We start from the raw sequence: 23848 nt of genomic DNA on the forward strand, positions 1-23848 counted from the left end.
CCGTCGCCGACCTGCAGATGTCCGGCTCCCTCTTGAATTACTTGGATGTCCAAGTATATCGTGGTTCACGTCACGAACGGATGCCTCTGGAAGGACGGCGCATGACTGCACTGCGGACCATCGATCACTACCTGAACGGCGCACACGTCGCCGCGACTGGCGCGACCGCCGACGTCTACGACCCCAGCACGGGTCAGGTTCAGGCCACGGTGCCGCTGGCCACCGCCGCCGAAGTCGACGCCGCCGTCGCCACCGCCAAAGAGGCCCAGAAGACGTGGGCCGCCATGAACCCGCAGCGCCGCGCCCGCGTGATGATGAAGTTCATCGAGCTGGTGAACCAGAACATGGACGAGCTCGCCGAGCTGCTCTCGAGCGAGCACGGCAAGACCGTCGCCGACGCCCGCGGCGACGTGCAGCGCGGACTCGAGGTGATCGAGTTCTCGGTCGGCATCCCCCACCTCCTCAAGGGCGAGTACACCGAGGGCGCGGGCACCGGCATCGACGTCTACTCGATGCGGCAGCCGCTCGGCGTGGTCGCCGGCATCACCCCGTTCAACTTCCCCGCCATGATCCCGCTCTGGAAGGCCGGCCCCGCCCTGGCCTGCGGCAACGCCTTCATCCTGAAGCCCTCGGAGCGCGACCCGTCCGTTCCGGTCCGCCTCGCCGAGCTGTTCACCGAAGCCGGCCTGCCCGACGGTGTGTTCCAGGTGGTGCACGGCGACAAGACCGCCGTGGACGCACTGCTCGTGAACCCCGACGTCAAGGCCGTCGGCTTCGTCGGGTCGTCGGACATCGCGCAGTACATCTACGAGACGGCCGCCGCCAACGGCAAGCGCAGCCAGTGCTTCGGCGGCGCCAAGAACCACATGATCATCGCCCCGGACGCCGACCTCGACCAGGTCGTCGACGCCCTCATCGGCGCCGGCTACGGCTCGGCCGGCGAGCGCTGCATGGCGATCTCGGTGGCCGTCCCGATCGGAGACGCGACCGCGGACGCTCTGCGCGCCAAGCTCGTCGAGCGGGTCGAAGCGCTGCGCGTCGGTCACAGCCACGACCCCAAGGCCGACTACGGTCCGCTGATCACCGCCGCCGCACGTGATCGCGTGGTGGACTACATCGAGCAGGGCGTCGCCGCGGGTGCCGAACTCGTCGTCGACGGTCGCGGCAAGGGCGCCACCGAGGCCTCGTTCAACGGCACCGATCTCGGAGGCGGTTACTACCTCGGCCCCACCCTCTTCGACCACGTCACCAAGGACATGTCGATCTACACCGACGAGATCTTCGGCCCGGTGCTCACCATCGTCCGCGCGCACGATTACGAGGAAGCGCTGGCGCTGCCCACCGAGCACGAGTACGGCAACGGCGTGGCCATCTTCACCCGCGACGGCGACACCGCGCGCGACTTCACCTCGCGCGTCGAGGTCGGCATGGTCGGCATCAACGTGCCGATCCCGGTGCCGGTCGCGTACCACACCTTCGGCGGCTGGAAGCGCTCCGGCTTCGGCGATCTCAACCAGCACGGCCCCGCGTCGATCATGTTCTACACCAAGACCAAGACCGTCACCTCACGTTGGCCGTCGGGCATCAAGGAGGGCGCCGAGTTCTCCATCCCGACCATGCACTGAGGCCCGTCGCGGAACGAGAGAACAGGCGTATCAGGTAACGACATGCCCTATCCGAAATTGCCCGACGACGATCGGATCGTCGTCGAAGCGGCCCGCGACTTCGCCCGCAAGCGGCTCGCCCCGCACTCTCTCGAATGGGATGCCACCGAGCACTTCCCGGTCGATGAGATGCGCGAGGCGGGTTCGCTCGGGATGGCCGCGATCTACACCAAGGAGGACGTCGGCGGCTCCGGCCTGCGGAGGATCGACGGTGTGCGGATCTTCGAGGAACTGGCGAAGGCCGATCCGGTGACCGCGGCGTTCCTGTCGATCCACAACATGTGCACGTGGATGGTCGACACCTACGGCACCACGGAGCAGCGCAAGCGCTGGGTTCCGAAGATGGCGTCGATGGAGCACATCGCGAGCTACTGCCTCACCGAGCCCGGCGCGGGGTCGGATGCCGCGGCGCTGTCGACGTCGGCCCGCCGCGAGGGCGACGAATACGTGCTTCGCGGCAGCAAGCAGTTCATCTCCGGCGGCGGTGTCTCGGACGTCTACGTGGTGATGGCGCGCACCGGTGACGCCGGCCCCCGCGGAATCTCCACGTTCGTCGTCGAGAAGGGCACGCCGGGGCTGTCCTTCGGTCCGCCCGAGGCCAAGATGGGCTGGCACAACCAGCCCACGGCCCAGGTGATCTTCGACGACGTCCGGGTCCCCGCCGATGCGATGCTCGGCGGCCCGGACGGCGAGGGCACGGGATTCTCGATCGCGATGAACGGCCTGAACGGCGGGCGGCTGAACATCGCCGCGTGCTCGATGGGCGGTGCGCAAGCCGCGTACGACAAGGCGCTCGTCTACGCCACCGAGCGTGAGGCCTTCGGCAAGCCGCTGATCGCCGAACCCACCATCTCGGCGACGCTCGCCGAGATGGCGACCTCCCTGGAGGCCTCCCGACTGCTCCTGTGGCGGGCGGCCGAGGCACTCGACGCCGACGATCCCGACAAGGTCGAGTTGTGCGCGATGGCGAAACGATTCGTCACCGAGAGCTGCTTCACCGTCGCCGATCAGGCGCTGCAGTTGCACGGCGGCTACGGATACCTGCACGAGACGGGTATCGAGAAGATCGTCCGCGACCTGCGGGTGAATCGCATTCTTGAAGGAACCAACGAAATCATGCGGATGGTGATCGGTCGCGCCGAGGCGCAGCGGGTCACCGCCGGAAAGGGCAACCGATGAGCACGATCGCTTTCCTCGGACTCGGTCACATGGGCGGACCGATGGCCGCCAACCTGGTCAAGGGCGGACACGAGGTGGTCGGCTTCGACCTCGTCCCCGAACTGCTGGAGGCGGCCGTCGCCGACGGTGTCCGCGCAGCGAAGTCGGCGGAGGAGGCCGTCGCCGGAACCGACGTCGTCATCACCATGCTTCCCAGCGGCGCAGCGGTGCGGGCGGTGTACGACGCCGTGCTGCCGCACGCGACGCCGGGTCAGCTGTTCATCGACAGTTCCACCATCTCGGTCGAGGACGCGCGTGCCGTACACGATCTCGCCGTCGCCGCGGGCATGATGCAGCTCGACGCCCCCGTCTCCGGCGGGGTCAAGGGAGCGGCGGCCGGAACCCTGGCCTTCATGGTCGGTGGCGACGACGCGGCACTGGCCGCGGCACAGCCGATCCTGGCGCCGATGGCGGGCAAGGTGGTGCCGTGCGGCGGATCGGGCAACGGCCAGGCCGCCAAGCTGTGCAACAACATGATCCTGGCCGTGCAGCAGATCGTGGTCGGTGAGGCGTTCACTCTGGCGGAGAAGCTCGGGCTCTCGGATCAGGCGCTCTACGACGTGGTGACCGGTGCCACCGGCAACTGCTGGGCACTCTCGGCCAACTGCCCGGTGCCCGGGCCGGTCGAGACGGCACCGTCAGCCAACGACTTCCGGCCGGGGTTCGCCACCGCGCTGATGAACAAGGATCTGCACCTGGCGATGGACGCCGTGTCGACCACCGGCGCCACCGCACCGCTCGGCTCGCACGCGGCCGAACTGTACGACGCCTTCGCCGCCGAGCACAGCGATCTCGACTTCAGTGCGATAATCGAAACCCTGCGCTGATCTCGAGCTCGGCGCAGCCGTAGACGATGGGAGTGGTGTGGCCGGGGTGGATCATGAGTCGAACGAGCGCGACCCGATCGCCCTGGCCCGCCGCAACTGGGAAGACGCAGGCTGGGGCGGCGACATCGCCGACGGCATGGAGGCCGTCACGTCGGTGATGCGCGCGCACCAGATCATGCTCGCGCGCGTCGAGCAGGAGCTCAAACCGTTCGGCCTCACCTTCTCCCGTTTCGAGCTGTTGCGGCTGCTGGCCTTCACCCGGCACGGCGAACTGCCGATCTCCAAGGCGAGCGACCGGCTTCAGGTGCACGTCTCCTCGGCCACCCACGCGATCGCACGCCTCGCCGACGCCGGGCTGGTGAAGCGGATACCGCACCCGAGCGACGGCCGCACCACACTCGTGTCGATCACCGACGACGGCCGGGAGTTGGTCGAGAAGGCGACGGCGGTGCTGAACAACGGCGTCTTCTCCCATGTCGGAATGACCAGCGCCCAGGCGCGTCAGTTGGTGGAGTCGATCCGGTCGCTTCGGCGTGACAACGGAGATTTCTAGACACTCGCGTTTTCGGACGGGACGCCGTTCGGTGTGGTCGTGGTCTCCATTCGTCATCGGCGTCTGGCCGTCGTGCGACCGGGTGGGTAGCCTTCGTGGCGACGCCCCGTGGCGGGGCGCCCGGACGAGCCCGCCGTACCCGGTCTGCGACAAGACGGTGGACGAGGAGCACTCATGCACTGGCTCGTTCTGATCCTCTCCGGCGTCTTCGAAGCGGTGTGGGCCACCGCCCTGGGACGGTCGGAAGGTCTTCTCCGCCTCATCCCCACCATCGTCTTCTTCGTCGCACTCGTCATCAGCATGGGCGGCCTCGCCTACGCGATGCGCGAACTGCCGACCGGAACGTCGTATGCGATATGGGTCGGGATCGGCGCCACCGGAGCCGTCGTCTTCGGCATGATCACCGGCACCGAAACCGCGAGCATCGCGAAGATCGTGTGCATCATCGCCATCGTCGGAGGCGTCATCGGGCTGAAGCTCGTCAGCTGACGGCCACCGCACTTCCGTGCTCCCGGCCGGGTGTGTCCGGTCAGGCGGCCAGGAGTGTGTCGAGGTAGTTCTCGATGCGAGATTCGCTGGGTTCGGGCGGCGGCTGCGGTTCGTGGCCCGGTAACAGTTCGGCGTGGTGGATTTGGTTGATCCGCCACCCGGGCGGTCTTGTCCCGCCGCGGCTGGTGTTGCCGCTGGGTCGCCAGGCGACGCGGCCGGCGTGGGGACCGTCGATCAGGATCATCGTCTGCCATTGCCCGCGGCGGGGGCCGACGGAGCGATTGTGACGCCCGCACGCCGCCCCGAGGTGGTCGATGTCGGTGGGCCCGCCGTCGGCCCAGTCCGGGAAATGATGGGCCTGCGTCCGGGAGAACGGGGCGTCGCAGCCGGGGGCGGTGCAGCCGCGGTCGCGGGCGAAGAGCATCAACCGCTGCGCCCGCGACGCCAGCCGCCGTCCCCGACCGAGGTAGAGGGCTTGTCCGGTATGACCGGAGAAGACGGCCAGATGCGGAGTCGCGGCGGCGGCGACCTCGATCAACTCCGCCACCGGCACCCGGGTCCCGGTCGCGGTCAACGCCACCCCCGCCCGCTCGGCCAACTCCCGGTCGGTGACGGTGACGACCAGATCACCCGACCGCCGACCACCCCCAACACCAGTGCGGGAGGCGCGCAGCAGCGCCTGCAGACCATCGTGGGTGCGCTGCCCCGGCGTGCGAGTATCACGCTCCACCGCGGCCGCCAGAGCGGCCGGGTCGGCCGACTCCACGGTCCCCGACGGGGAGTCCGGGTCGTCGGGGTTGTTCATCCCCGGTGCCGCCCACGACGGCAGTGCCGCCTCCATTTCCGCCCGCAACGCCGGGGTCAGATACCCGCGGACTTTGCTCATCAGCCGCAGATCCTGCGGCAGGATCGTGAAGCCGCGCAGGCGTTTGCGGTCGCGTTCGTCGGTGACGGTCCCGTCCGGATCCAGGTGCGCCAGCAGTCGGATGCCGGCGGTGCGGACACCGGCCGGACTCAACTCGCGGGCGACCCACGCCAGCTGCGCCTCGGCGCGTGCTCGGGTGCCGGCGTCGATGGCGGTGGGGATCTTGTCCATGACGGCGTCGATCTCGCGGACGTGGTCGGCACCGATCGCACCCTCGCCCACCGCGACAGCAGTCGCCGGCAGTACCGGTTCGCGGGTCTGGCCTTGCAGGTCGGTGAACCGTCCGATCCCGGCGGCACTGACACGTCGGCGGCGGGCGGCACCGTCACCGAGCCGCAACCCCTGCGCCAAATACTGATGCACCGACAAATACCCCGCCTTGCGATACACGGCCCGGTCGGAGACCTCCACCAACACCGCGGCGTCCACACCGTCGAGACGACGATGAGTACGTTCCAATGTCTCGACGGTTTCTAGCAGGGTGTCTTCTGGGACCGCGGACAGTGGCAGGGACGCGAACTTGGTCGCCGCAGCTTCCAACAGGCGGGCGAGGGCGGCCGGATCGTCCGGCAGCACTTCTGACGCGACCATCGAACCCACCCCCCTCCACCTGCACAGTGCCCGAGAACACTCCTGCTGTGCTTCTATGTTCGAATCATACCGCCGCCCTCTGACAAAGCCGCCGCCTCACAACTCGATGCCCGATCGTGCCGCCAGCACAGCGGCCTGCACCCGCGACTGCACGCCCAGCTTCATCAGCACCCGCGAGACGTGGGTCTTCACCGTCGCCTCCCCGATCATCAGGCGGCGGGCGATCTGCGCATTCGACAGTCCGGCGCCGAGACCGCCGAGGACTTCGATCTCCCGCTCGGTGAGGTCACTCAGATCCGGAGCGGGCTCGGCGGGACGTGATCGCATCGCGTCCACCACCACCCGGGTCACCGCGGGATCGAGCACCGCGTCGCCCTGCGCGACACGTCGGACACCGTCGACGAGTTCCGCGCCGGACGCCGACTTCAGCAGAAACCCGCTCGCTCCGGCCGCCAGTGAGCCGAGCACGTATTCGTCGATGTCGAAGGTCGTCAGGACGAGGACGGCCGCGTCGGTACGCGCCATGACTTCGGCGGTGGCGGCGATTCCGTCCGTCCCCGGCATGCGGACGTCCATCACCACCACGTCCGGCCGCAGCCTCTCGGCCGCGTCGACGGCATCGGCACCGTTCGACGCCTCGCCCACCACGCTGATCTCTCCCGACGACTCCAACACCAGCCGCAGGCCTTCTCGGACCGCGGCGTGATCGTCGGCCAGGACCACTCGCGTCCGGCTCACGCCCGCACCACCGGCACCCGCACGCGGACCACCCATCGTCGACCCTCCACACCGGCGGTCGCGGACCCGCCGATGCTCTCGGCGCGAATCATCATGTTGCGCAACCCATTTCCTCCCGATCCGTCGTTTTCGCCGCGCGCCATCGCACGTCCGTCCGTGAGACCGTTGCTGACCGTCATCTCGACGATCTCTCCGACTGAGACCAGTTGCACCGCGACGGGCTGTCCCGGCTCGTGGCGCGTCGCGTTCGCCAGCGCCTCACCCGCGATCCGGGTCAACACCGTCTCGATCGCGAGCGGAAGACCTTCGGTGTCGCCGTGCACCTCGACGGCCGAGCCGACCGCCTCCGCCGCCGTCACGAACGGGGCGAGTGACGACCAGCGGACAGTCGGAGTGTCATCGCCGTCGGCGGCGAGCACGTCGATCATCTCCCGCAGCTCCGACAGCGCCGCCAGGCTGTTGGAGCGCATCGAGGCGATCACCGGCTTCGGGTCCGGTGCCTCACGTGCGGCCTCGGCCAGGATCGCGATCGCCGACACGTGGCCCGCCACCGTGTCGTGCAGTTCCCGCGACACCCGGCGACGTTCCTCCGCCAGCGCCGCGGCGTGCTCGGCTGCGGCGGCCGACTGTTCGGCCCGCGCCGCCCGGATGGTGGCGTGCACCGACTGCGCGTAGCCCAGCGGCGAGACGAGGAAGGCCACTCCGAGCAGGCCCACCAGCACACCGGCCCGCGGATCCGCCGCGAGCGCCACAGCCACCGCACCCGCGACCGTCACCGCGAAGCAGGCGACACCGACGAACCTGCGCAACCGCGCGGATCCGACCGTCATGACCGCGAAGATGACGTCGGTGAAAGAGATCCAGAGCGGAAGGGACGCACCTGACGGAAGGTCGAGCGCGATGAGAACCACCATGATCGCGAGCGCCGCCGACGGTCGGCGAGGCGCCGCGAGCTGAACGACGAACGCCGCCACCAGGATCGCGATCTTGACCGGAGCCGAATGCCCGCCCCAGCCCTGGATCAGCGTGAACGCCCCACTGACCCACAGCAGCAGACCGACGACCAGTGTGCCGAGAGCCGACACCGTCGTCGACGAGAATCTGGGAATCGACATCATCAGACATCACTACAGCACACGTCGCGGGGCTTCGGGTCCGCCGAAGGGATGACGCCGACGAGCCGGATGAGGGATGCGCCTTCGGGCGATCCGCCCGATGCTGAACGCATGAACGATCTGACCGACCCGGTACTGCTGACCATCGCCGGCTGTGAAGTCGGCTTCTGGGTACTCGTCGCCGGCGGACTGTCGTTGCGCTACCTGGTCCGCGCGCAGCGCCTCTCGACACTGGTACTGGCGGCCGTCCCGGGGCTCGACGTCGCGCTCCTCGCGGCCGTGGCACTCGACCTCCACTCCGGCGGCGACGTCGGGTTGGCCCACCGGCTGGCGCCGATCTACTTGGGCGTGACCGTCGTCTTCGGACCGCGGCTGATCCGGTGGGCCGATGTCAGGTTCGCGCACCGGTACGCCGACGGCCCGGCACCCGTCCCGGTGCCCAAGCGGGGACCGGTACGGCTCCGGCACGAGTGGGCCGAGTTCGGCCGGTGGCTCGCCGCCGCCGCGATCGCCGGAGCGGTGGTGCTCGTCCTCGGTTTCACGGTCGCCGACGCCGGCCAGCGCGACGAATTGTTCAGTCTGTTCAAGACTCTCGGCGTCATCACCGCGATCTGGCTGCTCACCGGCCCGGTGTGGTACGCGGGGTCCGCGCGAGGAGCGTCGTCCGGCTGAACGGTGGCGCCGTCTACGACCGCCACACCGGATCCCTCTTGCCCAGGAACGCAGAGATACCCTCCTGGGCATCACAGGTGACGGCGTTGGTCGCCATCACCTCGGTCATCGCGGCGTACGCCTCCGGCTCGGTGCGATCGATCTGGTCGTAGAAGGCCCGCTTACCGATGGCGAGGGTGTCGCCGCTGAACCGGCCGATCCGCCCGGCCAGCTCCGCGACGGTGCTCTCCAGATCGGCGGCGGGCACGGCGGTGTTGACCAGGCCCCATTCGACGGCGGTCGCGGCATCGACCATGTCGCCGGTCAGCAGCATGTGCATGGCGCGCTTGCGCCCGACGGCACGGCTGAGCGCGACCATCGGAGTGGAACAGAAGAGCCCGATGCGGACGCCAGGCGTGGAGAACCGTGCACTGTCGGCGACCACCGCGAGATCGCAGGTGGCGACCAACTGGCAGCCCGCTGCGAGCGCCATTCCCTGGACCTGGGCGATCACCGGCTGGCGAACGTCGTGGACCGCCGTCATCAGGTCGGTGCAGGCCGCGAAGATCTCCCGCTCGTCGTCGACCGTGCGCTCGACCATCTCCGACAGGTCGTGGCCGGCGGAGAACGCCGGACCGTGCGCCTTGATCACGATCACCCGCACCTCCGGGTTCTCGCCGAAAGTGCGCAGGACTTCGGTGGCAGCCCGCATGGTGGCCAGTGACAAGGGGTTTCGGCGGTCGGGGTCGTCGAGGGTGAGGACGCCGACGCCGTCGGAGACGGACGAGGACACAGCGGAATCAGTCATCTCACCATTGTCGTCCATCCTCGCCGACCGTACGATCGGTTGACATGAACGTGCCGACCGATCTGCTCCGGGATCCCCTCGTGTATCGGCTCGCCGCCGCGGGCCAGTCCGCCGATGCGATCATCTGCCTCGGCCCGATCCCCTACGTCGCGCGATGTCTGGACGACGTGGGCTATCCCGCGGACCAACGGTGGGTGTTTCCGGTGGTCAAGGCCGCGTCGGCGGCGGGACTCGCCGCGGCCCCGAGGTTCCCGATGCTGGCCCGCTTCACGGCGGTCATGCTGACGGTGTACTTCTGCCTCGCGGTCGGAGCACACGTCCGGGCCCGCGACCTCCGGCTGAACTTCGCCGCCGCGTCGTCGTTGCTTCTCTTCTACGCGGCGCTCGCCGCCACAGGTCCCCGCCCGGCCGAACGCCCGGGTCCCCGAGCCGAGCGCCGGTAACCGCCCTGATCGGCTACCGCGCCAGGGCCTCGAGCACGCGGTCGGCGTGCACGTTCATGTTGATCTCCGACGCGATCACATCGGCGATGACTCCGTCGGAGCCGATTGCGAACGTGACCCGCTTGGTCGGCATGCCGACCTTCACCAGCAACGATCCACGCCGGACACCATATGCGGAGGCGACGGCGCCGTCGACGTCCGCCAGCAACGGGTAGTCGAGGGTGTGCTCGTCGGTCCAGCTCTTCTGCTTCGCGACGTCATCCCGGCTGATCCCGATCCGCTGCACTCCCGCGGCAGCGAACTCCGCTGCGAGGTCCCGGAAATGGCACGCCTCCTTGGTGCAGCCCGGGGTGAACGCCGCCGGATAGAAGAACAGCGCGACCGGCCCGCCGGCCAGCAGTTCGGAGAGACGTCGCCGTCGACCGTTCTGGTCGGGCAGCTCGAAATCCGATGCGGTGTCCCCGATGTTCATGGTCCCCGACCCTACTCCGCCGGCTCAGGTGAGTCCGGCGTCGTGGATCCGGATCGCGACCTGCACCCGGTTGGCGGCGTCGAGTTTGGTGAAGATCCGGGAGATGTGGGCCTTGACCGTCGCCACCGACATGTACAGCTCCGAGGCGATCTCGGCGTTCGACGCGCCCCGAGCCAGACAGACGGCCACCTCTCGCTCACGACCGGTCAGCGCGTCCACCGCCTCCCGGGCCGTGGACTCCCGGTTTCCGTCCCGGCCGTCGACGACCTGCTTGATGAGCGCCGCAGTGACCGACGGGCTCAGCGCCGGCTCCCCAGCCAGCACCCGTCCGATCGCCGTGATGATCTCCGCCGGCGGAGTGTCCTTCAACAGGAACCCGTCGGCGCCGACAGCCAGCGCTCGGACCACGTACTCGTCGGCGTCGAAAGTGGTGAGCACGATGACGGCGGGCGGATTCGGTGCCGCCTTGAACGCGGCGGTCGCGTCGATACCGTCCATCACCGGCATTCGCAGATCCATCAACAGCAGATCGACCGGATCGGCCGCGTACCGGGCCAGTGCCTCTCGGCCGTCTCCTGCCTCGGCGATCACCTCCAGACCGGGGTCGCCGCCGACCAGCAGCCGGAGTCCGGACCGGACCAGCGGATCGTCGTCGACGATCATCAATCGAGACGTCAAGTCTGCCACGGTAGCCACACCCGCAGGACGAACCGGCCGTCGGCCGTCAGATGCGCCGACTGCCGCCCGCCGCGAAGCTCCACCCGCTCGGCGAGACCGACGAGTCCGAAGCCGGACTCCGGCACTCTCGACTTGTGGTCGCCGATGGGCAGCGGGTTGCTCACCACCAGGTCGACACCGCGGTCGGGTGCACCGTCGAGGCCGATCGCGACCGCTGTCGCCGGAGCGTGCTTGCGCGCATTGGTGACACCCTCCTGCACACAGCGGTAGAGCGTGCGCCCCACCCCGTCGGGGATCGCCGCCAGGTCGGCGTCGCAGTCGAAGGCGAGATTCATTCCGTGCCCGCGGTTCTCGTCGATGAGGTCGGGGATGTCGGCCGCTCCGGGCTGAGGCTGCTCGGGCGACGCGTCACCGGGATCGTCGCGGAGCACACCGAGCACCTCGCGCAACTCGGTCAGCGCCGTCGCCGACATCTGCTCGATGGTCCGCGCCGCATCGCGGACCTGATCGGCCGGCAGGTCGTCGCGAAATGCCAGCGCTCCGGCGTACATGTGCACGGTGGAGATCCGGTGAGCGAGCACGTCGTGCATCTCGCGCGCGATCCGGCCGCGCTCAGTGGCCCTCGCATGCCGGACCCTGGCCTCCTGTTCCGCCTCGGCCAGTTTGGCCCGAGACCGCCACGAGGCGAGAAGTTCACGCCGCGATCCGAGGTACAGGCCCCACGCGATCGTGAGCAGTAGGATCACCGCGACGACGAAGTAGTCGATGACGGTCGGCTCGGGTTCGTCGGGTGGATGCCACAGCTGCGAGAACAGCGAACACACCATCGCGACCGCCGCGACCGGAACGATCTCCCGCCACCGTCGCCGGGTCGACAGCGAGACCAGCGCCAGCATCGACGGTCCGGCCGCCGACGCGGACACCGTCGAAGCCACGTTGGTCGCCATCGCCACCGCGACCGGATACCTCCGACGCCAGTGCACCGCGATCAACGACAGCACGCCGAGGAGCAGATCAGCCGCGAACCACCACCTCGCGTACTGCCACTGGTAGCCGGCCCGCGTGCCCCAGACCAGTCCGGAGACGGCGAGCACCACCGCGAGCCGCCACGCATGGCTGCGCCACGTGAGCTGTGGCTGATAGTCGTCGGGGTGCACGTGTGTCACCGTATCCCGCCGCCCGCGGTGCTCCCTCGTGCGCCGGGTCAGGGTCATACCCTACTTTCGGCTGACCCGGAATCAGTCGGCGGACTGATGTGCCCGGCGCCGGTTCAGAGCAGAATCGTCAGTCATGATCACCGTCGAGCACCTCACGAAGAGATATGGCGACTACGTCGCCGTCGACGACGTCTCGTTCGCCTGCAAGCCCGGCCGTGTCACCGGCTTCCTCGGGCCCAACGGCGCGGGCAAGTCGACCACCATGCGGATCATCGCCGGACTCACTCCGGCCACGGCCGGATCTGCGACCATCGCCGGCGTCGAGTACCGCGACATCCACAATCCGGCGACTCAGGTCGGAGTCCTGCTCGACGCATCCGCCCAGCACGCAGGCCGGACCGGTGCCGAGATCCTGCGACTGTCCGCGATGACCATGGGCCTCGACCGCAGCCGCATCGACGAGGTCCTGAACCTGGTGAGCCTCACGCCGCAGGAGGCGGGGCGCCGGGTCCGCAACTACTCGCTCGGCATGCGCCAGCGGCTCGGCATCGCCAACGCCCTGCTGGGCGATCCGCGGATACTCATCCTCGACGAGCCGGTCAACGGCCTCGATCCCGCGGGAATCCACTGGATGCGCACCCTGCTGCGCAACTACGCCGACCGCGGTGGCACCGTCCTGCTGTCGAGCCACCTGCTCCACGAGATCGAGATCATCGCCGACGATCTCATCGTCATCGGGCAGGGCCGCATCGTGGCGCAGGGCACCAAGGAGCAGTTGCTCGCGGGCACCGGCACCCGAGTCAAGGCCGTCGACGACGCCGGGCTCGGACGCGCGTTGGCCGCGGCCCAGGTGGTCGCGCACCCCGCTGCCGACGGCGGCTTCCACGTGGAAGCCGAACCGACCGTCGTCGGCCGGGTGGCGCTCGACGCCCAGATCCACCTCGTGGAGCTGCGGCCGGGCGACAACACCGGCTTGGAGGCGATGTTCTTGCAGCTCACGCAGCAGACCCAGCGTGAGCAGCCCGTCAACCAGGGAGTCTTCCGATGACCACCACGTATGCGGCCGTCGATCAGACGGCCAAGCCGATCCCGCTCAGCCGCCTGATCCGCGTCGAACTGCGCAAGCTCGTCGACACCCGCGCCGGCTTCTGGCTGATCGCGTCGATGGGTCTCATCTCGGTCGTGATCATGGTGGTCATGCTGATCACCACCGGCAACTCCACCGACAACGGTGACGGCGCCGGCTTCGCCGACTTCTTCGGCATCATGAACACGCCGACCGGCTTCCTGCTGCCGGTGATGGCGATTCTGCTGGTGACCTCCGAGTGGAGCCAGCGCGGCGCCCTGATCACCTTCACCATGGAACCGCGACGTGAACGGATCGTGGTCGCCAAGCTGGTAGCCTCGCTCGTCGCCGCACTGGCCGCAGTCGCCTTCGCCCTGATCGTCGGCGCCATCGGCAATGTGATCGTCGGCGCCGCATATGGCGACCCGAACGGTTCGTGGTCGTTCCCGGCCGCCGGGCTGACCGGCGCGGTGATCCTCCAGATCACTGGTCTCCTCCTCGGCTTCGGTTTCGCCGCGCTGTTCCTGAACACACCGGCCGCGATCGTCGCCTACTTCGTCCTGCCCAACGCCATCGGCCTGGTTCTGGAACTGGTTCCGGCGCTGCGCGACCACCATGTGGGCGACTGGATCAGCACGAGCACATCGTCCGGCCCGCTGATGTCCGACTCCTGGCCGACGGGAGCCGAATGGGCACACTTCCTGGTGGCTCACGCCATCTGGATCGGCATCCCCATCACCCTGGGCATCTACCGAATCTTGCGTTCGGAGGTCAAGTGACCTCAGGCGGTCACCTGACCTGGAAGAGCTGAACGCAATGCCGACTGGCGCACCCGAAACCTCTCCCCGGGTGCGCCAGTCATCTTTCTGCTGTCACCCCGTCTCCGCCGCCTGTCGGCCGGACGGGCGCACGACTTCGCGGTGACCGGCGTCGATCCGCCGCGTCCAGCCGCGCGCATCGAGGTTCTCGAGCAGCGGGATCGCGACACGGCGCGAGGTGCGCAGTGCCTGCCGCGCCTGCGAGGTGGTGAAAGGCTGCGGCAGCCGGACCAGTTCGCGCATCGCCCGCGCCGGCGCGGTGGGCAGCAATACCAGCCCGTCGCCGAGCCGGAGAAGCCTCCCGGCGCGGTCGGCGGCGGCGAGTTCGCGCACGCCCAGCCCCAGAGCCGCCAGGTCGTCGGCCTCCGGAGCCGCGAACGGATCGGCCGCGAGACGCTTCTCGAGTGCGCAGACGCCCGCTTCGGCGGGGCCGAGATCGGACCTGCGCTCCGGAAGCGACAGCAGACCGCCGCGGGCCGCCACGCCGGCCCCGTCGACCACAGCGCCGAGCAGCGCCGGGTCGGGTAACGAGAGCAGATCCCGCGCCGCGCCGTACGACAGTCCCTCCGCCAACGGGTCGCGGTCATGCAGTTCCGCGACCGCGCTACGCAGTCGCATCTGCCAGTGATGCATCAGCCGCGTCGTCACCCACCACTCGCCCACCGCCTCGACCCCGTCGGGCACCACCCCGGTCTCCAGACCGAGGTCGTCGAGTCGGGTACGCCGGACCGCGCCCCGCCGCTGCACCTCGGCGAGGGCGGCGGCGTCCTGTGCCAGACCGGCGAGCGCTCCCGCCCGCCGTCGCGCGTCGCCGCGCCGGACGAGTTCGGGCGGATCGACGTCCAGTACCCGCACGCCGCCGAGGATCCGTCCCGCGCCGGGATCGCGCAGCGCCAGGCGGTCGTCCCGCTGGAGCGGGAGTCCCCTCGCCAGGGTGAGGCGAAGGTGGTCGCCGTCGAGCGGGCGCACGCGCACCGGCACCGCCACCGTGCCGATGTGCGCTGTGAGCCACTCCGGAAGTTCCCGCGGGCCCATCCCCGGCCCCACACGGCAGACGTCGACGAGAGTCGTCACCGGCCAGGCGCCCGGAGTGAGCAGTGCGTCGCCGCGGTGAATCGCATCGTGGGCGACGCCGCGGAGGTTCACCGCGGTACGGCTCACCGGCCGCGCGGCGTCGAGCGGCCTGCCGTGCGACTGGAGTCCGCGGACGGTCACTTCACGACGACCGTCTCTGCCGAACAGGTCCAGACGCTCGCCCGAAGCGAGTGCCCCGGCCTCGAGTGTCCCGGTGACCACGGTGCCCGAGCCGGTGACGGTGAATGCACGATCGACCCACAGCCGTACTCGTCCGGACCGCGGCTGCGGCAGTGCCGAGAGCATCCGGTCCAGCGCGCCGCGCAGATCGTCGAGCCCGGTGCCGTCACGGGCCGAGACGGCGACCGCCTCGGCGTCGGCGAGTCCGGTGTTCGCCAATTCGTGCCGCGCCTGCGCGGTGACCTCGGCGATCCGGTCCGCCGACGCCCGATCGGTCCGGGTCACCACGATCAGTCCGCGGTCGACGCCGAGCGCGGCAAGCGCATCACGGTGATCTGAGGACTGTTCGCGCCACCCCTCGTCTGCGGCGACCACGAAGCACACGGCGGGGGCCGGTCCCAGCCCGGCGAGCATGTTCGTCAGGAACCGCTCGTGGCCCGGCACGTCGACGAAGCCCACCTCCCGACCCGAGGGCAGCACGGTCCAGACGAAACCCAGGTCGATCGTGAGACCGCGCCGCCGCTCCAGTTCCCAGCGGTCCGGCTCCATCCCGGTCAGCGCTTTCACGACAGTCGACTTGCCGTGGTCGACGTGTCCCGCGGTTGCGACGACGAACACTGGGGTCAGTCCGCCCGCATGGCGGCGCGGACGGCCTCGGCGAGCCGCGAGTCGTCCGCCTCCGGAACGCAGCGCAGGTCGATCAGTGTGAACCCGTCGTGCACGCGCGGCAGCACCGACGGCGTCCCGGTCCGCAGCCGCGCGGCTATCGACTCCGGCAGCCGGACCGCGTAGCCGGGCAGCGGAACTCCCGGAGCACCGCCGCCGCCCACGCGGCCGTCGTGCTCGACGACGGTCCCGTCCACGGCCGCCGCCAGCGCCTGCGCTCGCGCCCGCAGACGCTCCGGATCGGCGTGCAGGTATTCGACCACCGGCGCGGTGGGTCCGGCGACCGTCGCTTCGAGCGCGGCCAGCGCCAGCTTGTCGATTCGCACCGCACGCGCCAGCGGATGCCGCGACAGCCGCTGCACCAGATCTGCCCGCCCCAGGACCAGGCCGGCCTGCGGCCCGCCGAGCAGTTTGTCGCCGCTCGCGGTCACCAGATCCGCACCGTCGTTCAGCATCGTCGCCGCATCCGGTTCGTCGGGCAATGTCCGATCCGGCGCCAGCAGTCCGGAGCCGACGTCCACGACGAGCGGCACGCCCCGGTCCCGCGCCACCTGCGCCAGCTCGCTCACCGGCGCGGCCGAGGTGAATCCGGACACCGTGAAGTTGCTGGGGTGAACCTTGAGCAGACACCCGGTGTCCGGACCGATCGCGTCGGCGTAGTCGGAGAGATGCGTGCGATTGGTGGTGCCGACTTCGCGGAGCCGGGCCCCGGTCGACGCGATCAGGTCGGGCAGCCGGAACCCGGCTCCGATCTCGATCAGTTCACCGCGGGAGACGACGACTTCACGGCCGGCGGCCAGCGCCGTGGTCGCGAGCACCAGTGCCGCCGCGCCGTTGTTCACCGCCAGTGCGTCACCGGCCGCCGGGCACGCGGCGAGCAACGCGGAGCGGGTCCGGGCGCCCCGTTTGCCTCGGACCCCCGATTCCAGGTCCAGTTCCACATCGACGTAGCCGGCGGCATCGACCATCGCCGACACCGCGGCCCGGCTGAGGGGGGCGCGCCCGAGATTGGTGTGGACCACGACGCCGGTGGCGTTGAGTACCGGCGTCTGCGCCGAAGCCCGCGCTCGGGTGAGGTCGGCGATCACCGCGGCAGCCACTTTCTGCGGCGGCAACTCACCTCGGCGTGCCCTCTCCTGTATCGCGCGGACACGCTCGACGACTGTGTCCGCCGACAGGCGCCGACGAGCCGCCGCTACCTCCGGCAACGCCAGCAGAGCATCCGTGCGCGGAATCAATCTGCGCGGGTCGTGCTGCGGCGCAACCTGATTCACTCAGTCTCCTGGTCACTCGACGAGAGAGTTGGCGGAGACGGACGGGAATCGAACCCGCCAGACCGAGATACTCGACCTCACCGGTTTTGAAGACCGGGGGGCCCACCAGGAACCCAGACGCCTCCGCAGACCAACATAGCCGTCTACGCTCGGCCGTGTGACTCAGGTTAAGCGACTGACCGACTACGCCCACGGCGGAGGGTGCGCCTGCAAGATCCCGGCGGGCGAGTTGGAGGACGCGGTGCGCGGCCTCGTCGGACAGCGATCTCCCGATGTGCTGGTGGGTCTCGACGACGGCGACGACGCCGCCGCGGTCCGCGTCGCCGACGGTCTGGCGGTGCTGTCCACCGCCGACTTCTTCACTCCCGTCGTCGACTCCGCCTACGACTGGGGCGCGATCGCCGCGGCCAACGCCCTGTCGGACGTCTACGCGATGGGCGGGCGGCCGGTGGTGGCCGTCAACCTAGTCGGCTGGCCTCGCGAGGTGCTGCCGATGGAACTGCTGACGGAGGTGCTGCGCGGCGGGCTCGACGTCGGCGCCCAGGCCGGATGCCCGGTGATCGGCGGTCACACCATCGACGACCCCGAGCCCAAGTACGGCATGGCGGTCACCGGCGTCGCCGACCCCGACCGTCTCCTGCGCAACGACGCCGCCGAGCCGGGGCTCCCCCTCACGCTGACCAAACCCCTCGGCGTCGGCTTGCTGAACAATCGGCACAAGCGGACCGGCGAGGTGTTTCCCAACGCGATCGCGTCGATGACCGCACTCAACCGCGACGCGGCCGACGCCGCCGTGGCGAACGGCGTCCAGGCCGCCACCGACGTCACGGGCTTCGGTCTGCTGGGCCACCTCTACAAGATGTGCCGCGCGTCCGGCGTGAGCGCCGTGGTGGAGGCCTCGGCGGTGCCGGTACTCGACGGCGCTCTCGAAGCCCTCCGCGACGGCTACGTCTCCGGCGGGACGCGACGCAACCTGGACTGGGTGCGCCCGCACCTCGGCGCGGGCGCCGGGGTGAGCGAAGACGATCTGCTGCTGTTGGCCGACGCCCAGACCTCCGGCGGTCTGCTGGTGGTCGGTGAAGTGCCCGGCCATCCGGTGATCGGGCACACCGTGGCCGGCGGAGCGCCGGGCATCACAGTCCGGTGATCGAGTCTCCCGTCACCCCCGCCGCACGGCGGGCCGCGAGCCTGCGCTTCTGCGGTTCGATCGTGTAGCGCGGATCGCGCGCCGACTCCAGGCCCGCATGAAAGACGCCGAACCGCGTGCACGTGGACGCCGCGACCAGCGCTCCACCGGCCGCCGCTGCCAGCGCCCGCCGGCCCCGGCCCTGCCGACCGCCCGCGATCAGCGCGCCCACGCCGCCGGCCACCGCGAGCCGCTCGGCCCAGCGCATCAGCTTCCCCGGCCCGCCGTGGTGGAGGGGTTCGGCGGCCACCGGGTCCATCCGCTGCTCCATCAGCCGCGTCGCCGCGACGTCGCCGATCACACCGAGAACGGCCAGATTGCGGGCCGGTCCCGCTTCCGCTGCGGGCGTGGTGATCAGTGCGAGACCGCCCGCGGCCAAGCTCGCGGAACTGACGAACACGAAGGGAAGATCCCGGTGCATCGCATTCCACGTCGGCATCGCGGTGTCGCCGAGCAGGACCGCGGTGTACGCGGCCAGCGGGGCACCCATCGCGGCCGCCCCCAGTCCCGCCGGGCCCTCGAGTGCCCGGAGCAGCGGTCGGAGCCGGCCGAGCGGCAGCCGATCACCCGTCAGAGCGTCGACCTCCGACGCGGCGGCCACCCCGATCATCCCGCTGTACCCCATCAGAATCCATGAGCCGACGCTCATCGGCGAGGTGACCTTGAAGGTCCTCATCATGTGCAGGAACCGCTCCGGCCGGCCTAGATCGGCGACGAGCGCCAGAGCTCCGGCCCCCGCGGCGCCGAGCCCCGCCAGTCGCGCATTGCGGCGCAACACCTTCCGTCCGGTGAGCTGAGCACCCGCGGCGAGCAGTCCGGAGCCGCCGGCGATCCCGCCGAGCACCAGATACGCACCGACGGGCGTCTCCCAGGGCGGCGCCTTGACGACGGGGTGCCCGTAGTAGCCGTTCTCATCGAGATGCTCCACCTGCGCCTGCGGCACCATCAACTCGTCGCCGCGGCGACCGCCGCCCCCGCGACGCCTCCCCCGCTGCGGACGCGGCGGACGGAACTGGCCGTATTCGGAACTCGTCACGCTCGCCGGTCCCTTCGCGAGCCGAGGAACGACAGCACGGCGGCGCCCACCATCCCGGCCACCGCCGCACCGGCGCGCCGGTACATCCGGGGCAGATCGGCGGTGCACACGCGGGGATCGGGCGGCAGTCCGTACACCTCCGGCTCGTCGAGCAGCAGGAACACCGACCCGGTGCCGCCGACGCCGTCGTCCTCGTTGGCGCCGTACAGCCGCGCCTCGGTCATGCCCTCGGCGTGCAGTTGCGCCACTCGCTCGTGCGCCCGCTCCACCATGTCCGTGCGCCGGCCGAAGGAGATCGACGTGGTGGGGCACGTCTGTGCACAGGCGGGCGTCTGGTCGTCTCGCAGGCGGTCGTAGCACAGCGTGCACTTCTGTGCGACGCCCCGATTCGGGATCTCGGGCTGCTCACCCTTGCGGTCGCCCTCGCGGACGGTCGGCGCCACCGTGCCGTCGCTGCGGCGCTCCACCACCCCGAAGGGGCAGCCGGCCACGCAGGTGCCGCAGCCGTTGCAGATGTCGGCCTGCACCACCACGGTGCCGAACTCCGTCCGCATCATCGCGCCGGTGGGGCACACGTCGAGGCAACCGGCGTGCGTGCAGTGCTTGCAGACGTCTGAGGACATCAGCCATCGGAATTCCGGCGTGTCCGGCGGCGTCGTGTCCGGTGACGGCGAACTCGGCGCCGGCGGGTCGAGGGGGTCGGCACCGCGGACCTGCGGCATACCCAGGTCCGCCAGCCCAGCGCCCGAGGCTCGTGCCGTGGCGATGCGGTCCGCGTCCTGCTCGACGAAGGCGACATGCCGCCACGTGCTGGCACCGAGAGACACGGAGTTGTCGTACGACATTCCGGTGAACTCGAGGTCGCCGTCTCTCGGGTTGCCGTTCCACTCCTTGCACGCCACCTCGCAGGCTTTGCAGCCGATGCAGATCGAGGTGTCGGTGAAGAAGCCGCGCCGGTCCTCGTGAGGATGCCAGTGCGCATCGGCGCTCGGATCGGTCGGTCCGGTCAGCTGGCCCATCACTGCTCCTCTCGCGGTGTGAGACGGCTGTTGTCCGTCTCGACGGTGACCCCGGACCGTCGCTGGTAGTCGCGCACCAGCGCATCGGCGGCGGCACCGCGCGGACGACGCCCCGCGATGACCGCACACGAACCCACCTTCGACTCCTGAATGAAGACGTTCGGATCCATCGTGACACCGACGAGGTCGTTGGCGGCGTCACCGCTGACCACCGCGTCGTTGCCCACACCCCAGTGATACGGCAGACCCACCTGGTGCACCACGCGGCCGTTGATCTCCAGCGGCCGCATCCGGTCGGTGACCAGCACCCGGGCCTCGATCACACCGCGCGGCGAGACGATCGTCGCCCATCCCTGCGCGGTCAGCCCGCATTCGGCGGCCAGTTCCGGAGAGACCTCGCAGAACATCTCCGGCTGGAGTTCGGAGAGGTACGGCGACCATCGACTCATGCCGCCCGCCGTGTGGTGCTCGGTGAGCCGGTACGTCGTGAAGACGTACGGGTAGACGCCGGCGCCCGGGTCGCCGGCACTCGGCGCGTCGAGATTGTCCTCGCGGGGGAGCATCACCCTGGCCGGCGACTGCTGCTGCGGATACAGGGCGTTGCGGACCGGCGACTCCTGCGACTCGTAGTGCGTCGGCATCGGACCGTCGACCAGACCGTTCGGCGCGAACAGCCAGCCCTTCCCGTCCGCCTGCATGATGAACGCGTCGTCGCCGCCGATGGCGTCGGCACCGATCGCACCCTCCGGCGGCACCGTCCCAGGCGCGCGGTCGATCGGGAAGTCCGGAACGTCCGATCCGGTCCACCGTCCGGCGTCCACGTCCCACCAGACGTACTTCTTACGTTCGCTCCACGGCCGGCCCTGCGGGTCGGCCGACGCCCGGTTGTAGAGGATGCGGCGGTCGGACGGCCACACCCAGCCCCAGTCGGACTGCGTCACACCGCCACCGCCGCCGGGCGTGCGCCGCGCGGCCCTGTTGACCCCGCCGGCGTAGACGCCCGCGTAGATCCAGCACCCGGAGATCGTGGAGCCGTCGGAACGCAACTCCGTGTAGGAGTCGATCGGTTCGCCGGCGTTCGGCCCCGTCAGATGACGGCCGTTGATCTCGGCGAGCACCGCCTCCGGGTCCACGTCACCGTGTTCGTTGCGGCGGTAGTCCCAGGTCAGATCCTGGAGGGGACGGTCGCGCGGGTCGGTCGAGTCGGCCACGCGTTCCCGGATGCGCCTGCCGAGTTCGTAATAGAAGTCGAGTTCGCTCTGCGCGTCGCCGGGTGGGGCCACCGCCTGGTGGCGCCACTGCACCATGCGCTGCGTCTGAGTGAACGAGCCGGCCTTCTCGACGTGGGTGGCGGCCGGCAGGAAGAAGACCTCGGTGGCGATGCCCTCGGTCTTCAGCTCACCCGAGTCGATCTCGGGCCCCTCCTTCCACCAGGTGGCGCTCTCGATCATGTTCAGATCACGCACCACCAGCCACTTGAGCTTGGACATCGCCATCCGCTGTTGACGGCTGTTGGCCGATCCGACGGCGGGGTTCTGACCGACGATGAAGTAACCGTCGACATTGCCCTCCAGCATCTCCACCACGGTCTGGTATGTGCCCGCCGGTCCGGTGAGCCGCGGCAGATAGTCGAAGCACCAGTCGTTCTCGGCGGTCGCCGCCTCACCCCACCACGCCTTGAGCAGACTCACCGCGTAGTCCTCGGCATACGCCCAGAATCCCTTGCCGGACGCCGGCCGCACCGTCGCGAGGTAGTCGTCGAACGTATTGTGCTTGCCCGCGGACGGCATCGGCAGGTAGCCGGGAAGCAGATCGAACAGCGTCGGAATGTCCGTGGAGCCCTGGATGCTCGCGTGACCGCGCAACGCCATGATTCCGCCACCGGGACGTCCGACGTTGCCGAGAAGCAACTGCAGAATGGCAGCCGTGCGGATCACCTGGGCACCCATCGTGTGCTGAGTCCACCCGGTCGCGTAGCCGAAGCATCCGGTGCGTTCGGGACCCGAGTTGTCGGCCAGCGACCGTGCGAGGTACTCGAACTCCGCTTCGGCGATGCCGCACATCTGCGTCACCATCTCCGGGGTGTAGCGGGAGTAGTGCCGCTTCAGGATCTGGAACACGGTGCGCGGATCCTGCAGCGTCTCGTCCCGCCCGCCGGTGTACTGCCAGGTGGCGCGATCGTAGGTGCCGGACTCCTCGTCGAAGCCGGAGAAGAGACCGTCCAGGTCGTCGGTGTCCCGGTAGTCCTCGCTCACCAGAGTCGCCGCGTTGGTGTACGCGACGACGTACTCGTGGAAGTAGCGCTCGCGGGTGATCATGTAGTTGATCAGCGCACCCAGCAGCACGATGTCCGATCCCGCCCGGATCGAGATGTGCTTGTCGACCACCGCCGACGTGCGGGTGAAACGCGGATCGACGTGGATCACGCGGGCACCGCGCGCCTTCGCCTCAGTGACCCATTGGAATCCGACGGGATGCGCTTCCGCCATGTTGCCGCCCATGAGCACGATGCAGTCGGCATTGGCCATGTCCTGCAAGAACTGGGTGGCACCACCGCGGCCGAACGAGGCTCCCAGACCGGGAACCGTGGCGGAGTGTCATATCCGCGCCTGATTCTCGATCTGAATCGCGCCCGCGGCGGTGAAGAGCTTCTTGATCAGGTAATTCTCTTCGTTGTCTAGCGTCGCCCCGCCGAGTGAGGCCACACCCATGGTGCGGCGCAAGGGGTTTCCGTGCTCGTCGACGTCCTGCCAGTGCCTGCGACGGGCTTCGAGGAAGCGGTCGGCGATCATGTCGATCGCGGTGTCCCGATCCAGGTCCTGCCACTGCGTGGCGTACGGGGCGCGGTAGCGGACCGTGGTCTGCCGGAGCGGGTTGTTCACCAATTGCTCGCTCGACGCCCCCTTCGGACAGAGTCGCCCGCGCGAGATCGGGGAATCCGGATCGCCCTCGATGGCGATGACCCGCTCATCCTTGACGTACACCCGCTGACCGCACCCGACCGCACAGAACGGGCAGACGCTCTGCGCCATCCGGTCCGCCGTGGCGGTGCGTGACTGCATCGCCTTGGTGCGCGGCGACTCCACCGCGGGGCCTCGGCCCAGCACGTCACCCGACCGCAGTTGCCGGAACACCGGCCACTCGAGGGGACTGAACCTGGACACGTCCCCAACCCTATCGCGTCGGCGCGCTCGGGCCGG

Annotated in this window: 22 protein-coding genes, 1 tRNA gene and 1 riboswitch; of the genes, 10 read left to right on the plus strand and 13 right to left on the minus strand. The window is 69.6% G+C overall.

Annotation, left to right across the window (positions count from 1 at the left end):
• The first annotated feature begins 101 nt into the window (after positions 1 to 101).
• From ACZ5QD_RS09300 to ACZ5QD_RS09320, 5 genes are all read left to right on the plus strand, one after another.
• Positions 102 to 1625 (plus strand): CoA-acylating methylmalonate-semialdehyde dehydrogenase, encoded by a 1524-nt coding sequence (locus tag ACZ5QD_RS09300; protein WP_006895817.1) that lies wholly within the window; start codon positions 102 to 104, stop codon positions 1623 to 1625.
• Between the two features lie 42 nt (positions 1626 to 1667).
• Positions 1668 to 2843 carry an acyl-CoA dehydrogenase family protein gene (locus tag ACZ5QD_RS09305; RefSeq protein ID WP_433820852.1) on the plus strand — a complete coding sequence of 392 codons (1176 nt, stop codon included), beginning with the start codon at positions 1668 to 1670 and terminating at the stop codon, positions 2841 to 2843.
• Entirely contained in the window at positions 2840 to 3709 is an 870-nt protein-coding gene (mmsB, locus tag ACZ5QD_RS09310) for a 3-hydroxyisobutyrate dehydrogenase (protein WP_464367244.1), read from the plus strand. The genes ACZ5QD_RS09305 and mmsB overlap by 4 nt, the downstream gene beginning before the upstream one ends.
• 37 nt (positions 3710 to 3746) lie before the next feature.
• The gene (locus ACZ5QD_RS09315) at positions 3747 to 4262 is read left to right on the plus strand and encodes a MarR family transcriptional regulator (protein WP_006895814.1); all 516 of its coding nucleotides are present in this window, start codon (positions 3747 to 3749) and stop codon (positions 4260 to 4262) included.
• 98 nt (positions 4263 to 4360) lie between these two features.
• Positions 4361 to 4426: riboswitch (guanidine-III (ykkC-III) riboswitch) on the plus strand.
• A 10-nt stretch (positions 4427 to 4436) separates the two neighbouring features.
• Positions 4437 to 4751, plus strand: coding sequence for a DMT family transporter (locus ACZ5QD_RS09320; RefSeq protein WP_006895813.1), 315 nt, complete (start codon positions 4437 to 4439; stop codon positions 4749 to 4751).
• A 40-nt stretch (positions 4752 to 4791) separates the two neighbouring features.
• Here the strand turns inward: ACZ5QD_RS09320 and ACZ5QD_RS09325 are convergent, their stop codons facing one another.
• From ACZ5QD_RS09325 to ACZ5QD_RS09335, 3 genes are all read right to left on the minus strand, one after another.
• The gene (locus ACZ5QD_RS09325; RefSeq protein WP_464367245.1) at positions 4792 to 6267 is read right to left on the minus strand and encodes an HNH endonuclease signature motif containing protein; all 1476 of its coding nucleotides are present in this window, start codon (positions 6265 to 6267) and stop codon (positions 4792 to 4794) included.
• A gap of 96 nt (positions 6268 to 6363) precedes the next feature.
• Positions 6364 to 7005, minus strand: coding sequence for a response regulator (locus ACZ5QD_RS09330; protein WP_006895811.1), 642 nt, complete (start codon positions 7003 to 7005; stop codon positions 6364 to 6366).
• Positions 7002 to 8123: a sensor histidine kinase gene (locus tag ACZ5QD_RS09335; RefSeq protein WP_464367246.1), complete on the minus strand. Its 1122-nt coding sequence runs from the start codon at positions 8121 to 8123 to the stop codon at positions 7002 to 7004. The genes ACZ5QD_RS09330 and ACZ5QD_RS09335 overlap by 4 nt, the downstream gene beginning before the upstream one ends.
• Before the next feature lie 108 nt (positions 8124 to 8231).
• On the opposite strand from ACZ5QD_RS09335, the gene ACZ5QD_RS09340 reads away from it, so the two are divergent.
• Positions 8232 to 8792, plus strand: a complete 561-nt coding sequence (locus ACZ5QD_RS09340) for a hypothetical protein (protein ID WP_045538293.1) — start codon at positions 8232 to 8234, stop codon at positions 8790 to 8792.
• A gap of 13 nt (positions 8793 to 8805) precedes the next feature.
• Here ACZ5QD_RS09340 and ACZ5QD_RS09345 read toward each other — a convergent pair whose 3' ends face one another.
• Positions 8806 to 9579 carry an enoyl-CoA hydratase gene (locus tag ACZ5QD_RS09345; protein WP_464367247.1) on the minus strand — a complete coding sequence of 258 codons (774 nt, stop codon included), beginning with the start codon at positions 9577 to 9579 and terminating at the stop codon, positions 8806 to 8808.
• A gap of 50 nt (positions 9580 to 9629) precedes the next feature.
• Here ACZ5QD_RS09345 and ACZ5QD_RS09350 point away from each other — a divergent pair, with 50 nt between their 5' ends.
• Positions 9630 to 10022: a DoxX family protein gene (locus tag ACZ5QD_RS09350; protein WP_372452519.1), complete on the plus strand. Its 393-nt coding sequence runs from the start codon at positions 9630 to 9632 to the stop codon at positions 10020 to 10022.
• A 13-nt stretch (positions 10023 to 10035) separates the two neighbouring features.
• Here ACZ5QD_RS09350 and ACZ5QD_RS09355 read toward each other — a convergent pair whose 3' ends face one another.
• From ACZ5QD_RS09355 to ACZ5QD_RS09365, 3 genes are read right to left on the minus strand one after another with little or no spacing between them, the layout of a single operon-like run.
• Positions 10036 to 10494: a peroxiredoxin gene (locus ACZ5QD_RS09355; protein WP_006895806.1), complete on the minus strand. Its 459-nt coding sequence runs from the start codon at positions 10492 to 10494 to the stop codon at positions 10036 to 10038.
• 24 nt (positions 10495 to 10518) lie between these two features.
• Positions 10519 to 11172, minus strand: a complete 654-nt coding sequence (locus tag ACZ5QD_RS09360; RefSeq protein ID WP_039867204.1) for a response regulator — start codon at positions 11170 to 11172, stop codon at positions 10519 to 10521.
• Complete coding sequence (locus ACZ5QD_RS09365) at positions 11169 to 12329, minus strand: sensor histidine kinase (RefSeq protein WP_039867203.1); 1161 nt, start codon at positions 12327 to 12329, stop codon at positions 11169 to 11171. Before ACZ5QD_RS09365 ends, ACZ5QD_RS09360 begins: the two co-directional genes overlap by 4 nt.
• A gap of 133 nt (positions 12330 to 12462) precedes the next feature.
• On the opposite strand from ACZ5QD_RS09365, the gene ACZ5QD_RS09370 reads away from it, so the two are divergent.
• A complete protein-coding gene (locus ACZ5QD_RS09370) occupies positions 12463 to 13377 on the plus strand; it encodes an ABC transporter ATP-binding protein (RefSeq protein ID WP_006895803.1) in 915 nt (304 codons plus the stop codon).
• Positions 13374 to 14174: an ABC transporter permease subunit gene (locus tag ACZ5QD_RS09375; protein ID WP_006895802.1), complete on the plus strand. Its 801-nt coding sequence runs from the start codon at positions 13374 to 13376 to the stop codon at positions 14172 to 14174. The genes ACZ5QD_RS09370 and ACZ5QD_RS09375 overlap by 4 nt, the downstream gene beginning before the upstream one ends.
• Positions 14175 to 14267: 93 nt before the next feature.
• Here ACZ5QD_RS09375 and selB read toward each other — a convergent pair whose 3' ends face one another.
• The 3 genes from selB to ACZ5QD_RS09390 form a co-directional block, all read right to left on the minus strand.
• Positions 14268 to 16085, minus strand: coding sequence for a selenocysteine-specific translation elongation factor (gene selB / locus ACZ5QD_RS09380; RefSeq protein WP_464366696.1), 1818 nt, complete (start codon positions 16083 to 16085; stop codon positions 14268 to 14270).
• A gap of 5 nt (positions 16086 to 16090) precedes the next feature.
• Positions 16091 to 17407 (minus strand): L-seryl-tRNA(Sec) selenium transferase, encoded by a 1317-nt coding sequence (gene selA / locus ACZ5QD_RS09385; RefSeq protein WP_222111737.1) that lies wholly within the window; start codon positions 17405 to 17407, stop codon positions 16091 to 16093.
• Positions 17408 to 17436: 29 nt separating this feature from the next.
• Positions 17437 to 17532, minus strand: a tRNA-Sec gene (locus ACZ5QD_RS09390).
• Between the two features lie 32 nt (positions 17533 to 17564).
• On the opposite strand from ACZ5QD_RS09390, the gene selD reads away from it, so the two are divergent.
• The gene (selD, locus tag ACZ5QD_RS09395; protein WP_222111736.1) at positions 17565 to 18554 is read left to right on the plus strand and encodes a selenide, water dikinase SelD; all 990 of its coding nucleotides are present in this window, start codon (positions 17565 to 17567) and stop codon (positions 18552 to 18554) included.
• Here the strand turns inward: selD and nrfD are convergent.
• Genes nrfD through fdnG form a run of 3 tightly spaced genes read right to left on the minus strand, consistent with a single transcriptional unit; the run spans position 18541 to position 23812 of the window.
• Positions 18541 to 19629 carry an NrfD/PsrC family molybdoenzyme membrane anchor subunit gene (gene nrfD / locus ACZ5QD_RS09400; protein WP_222111735.1) on the minus strand — a complete coding sequence of 363 codons (1089 nt, stop codon included), beginning with the start codon at positions 19627 to 19629 and terminating at the stop codon, positions 18541 to 18543. The genes selD and nrfD overlap by 14 nt on opposite strands.
• Positions 19626 to 20648, minus strand: coding sequence for a 4Fe-4S dicluster domain-containing protein (locus ACZ5QD_RS09405; protein WP_222111734.1), 1023 nt, complete (start codon positions 20646 to 20648; stop codon positions 19626 to 19628). Before ACZ5QD_RS09405 ends, nrfD begins: the two co-directional genes overlap by 4 nt.
• Complete coding sequence (fdnG, locus tag ACZ5QD_RS09410) at positions 20648 to 23812, minus strand: formate dehydrogenase-N subunit alpha (protein WP_464366697.1); 3165 nt, start codon at positions 23810 to 23812, stop codon at positions 20648 to 20650. Before fdnG ends, ACZ5QD_RS09405 begins: the two co-directional genes overlap by 1 nt.
• Positions 23813 to 23848 lie beyond the last annotated feature (36 nt).

It is taken from the genome of Gordonia sp. J1A, from assembly GCF_055393515.1.

Coding starts and splice junctions, on each gene's coding strand:
- ACZ5QD_RS09335 (WP_464367246.1), bottom strand. CDS start 8,123: ATGATGTCGATTCCCAGATTCTCGTCGACGACGGTGTCGGCTCTCGGC.
- ACZ5QD_RS09305 (WP_433820852.1), top strand. CDS start 1,668: ATGCCCTATCCGAAATTGCCCGACGACGATCGGATCGTCGTCGAAGCG.
- ACZ5QD_RS09325 (WP_464367245.1), bottom strand. CDS start 6,267: ATGGTCGCGTCAGAAGTGCTGCCGGACGATCCGGCCGCCCTCGCCCGC.
- ACZ5QD_RS09320 (WP_006895813.1), top strand. CDS start 4,437: ATGCACTGGCTCGTTCTGATCCTCTCCGGCGTCTTCGAAGCGGTGTGG.
- ACZ5QD_RS09300 (WP_006895817.1), top strand. CDS start 102: ATGACTGCACTGCGGACCATCGATCACTACCTGAACGGCGCACACGTC.
- ACZ5QD_RS09345 (WP_464367247.1), bottom strand. CDS start 9,579: ATGACTGATTCCGCTGTGTCCTCGTCCGTCTCCGACGGCGTCGGCGTC.
- ACZ5QD_RS09340 (WP_045538293.1), top strand. CDS start 8,232: ATGAACGATCTGACCGACCCGGTACTGCTGACCATCGCCGGCTGTGAA.
- ACZ5QD_RS09355 (WP_006895806.1), bottom strand. CDS start 10,494: ATGAACATCGGGGACACCGCATCGGATTTCGAGCTGCCCGACCAGAAC.
- mmsB (WP_464367244.1), top strand. CDS start 2,840: ATGAGCACGATCGCTTTCCTCGGACTCGGTCACATGGGCGGACCGATG.
- ACZ5QD_RS09370 (WP_006895803.1), top strand. CDS start 12,463: ATGATCACCGTCGAGCACCTCACGAAGAGATATGGCGACTACGTCGCC.
- ACZ5QD_RS09375 (WP_006895802.1), top strand. CDS start 13,374: ATGACCACCACGTATGCGGCCGTCGATCAGACGGCCAAGCCGATCCCG.
- ACZ5QD_RS09405 (WP_222111734.1), bottom strand. CDS start 20,648: ATGGGCCAGCTGACCGGACCGACCGATCCGAGCGCCGATGCGCACTGG.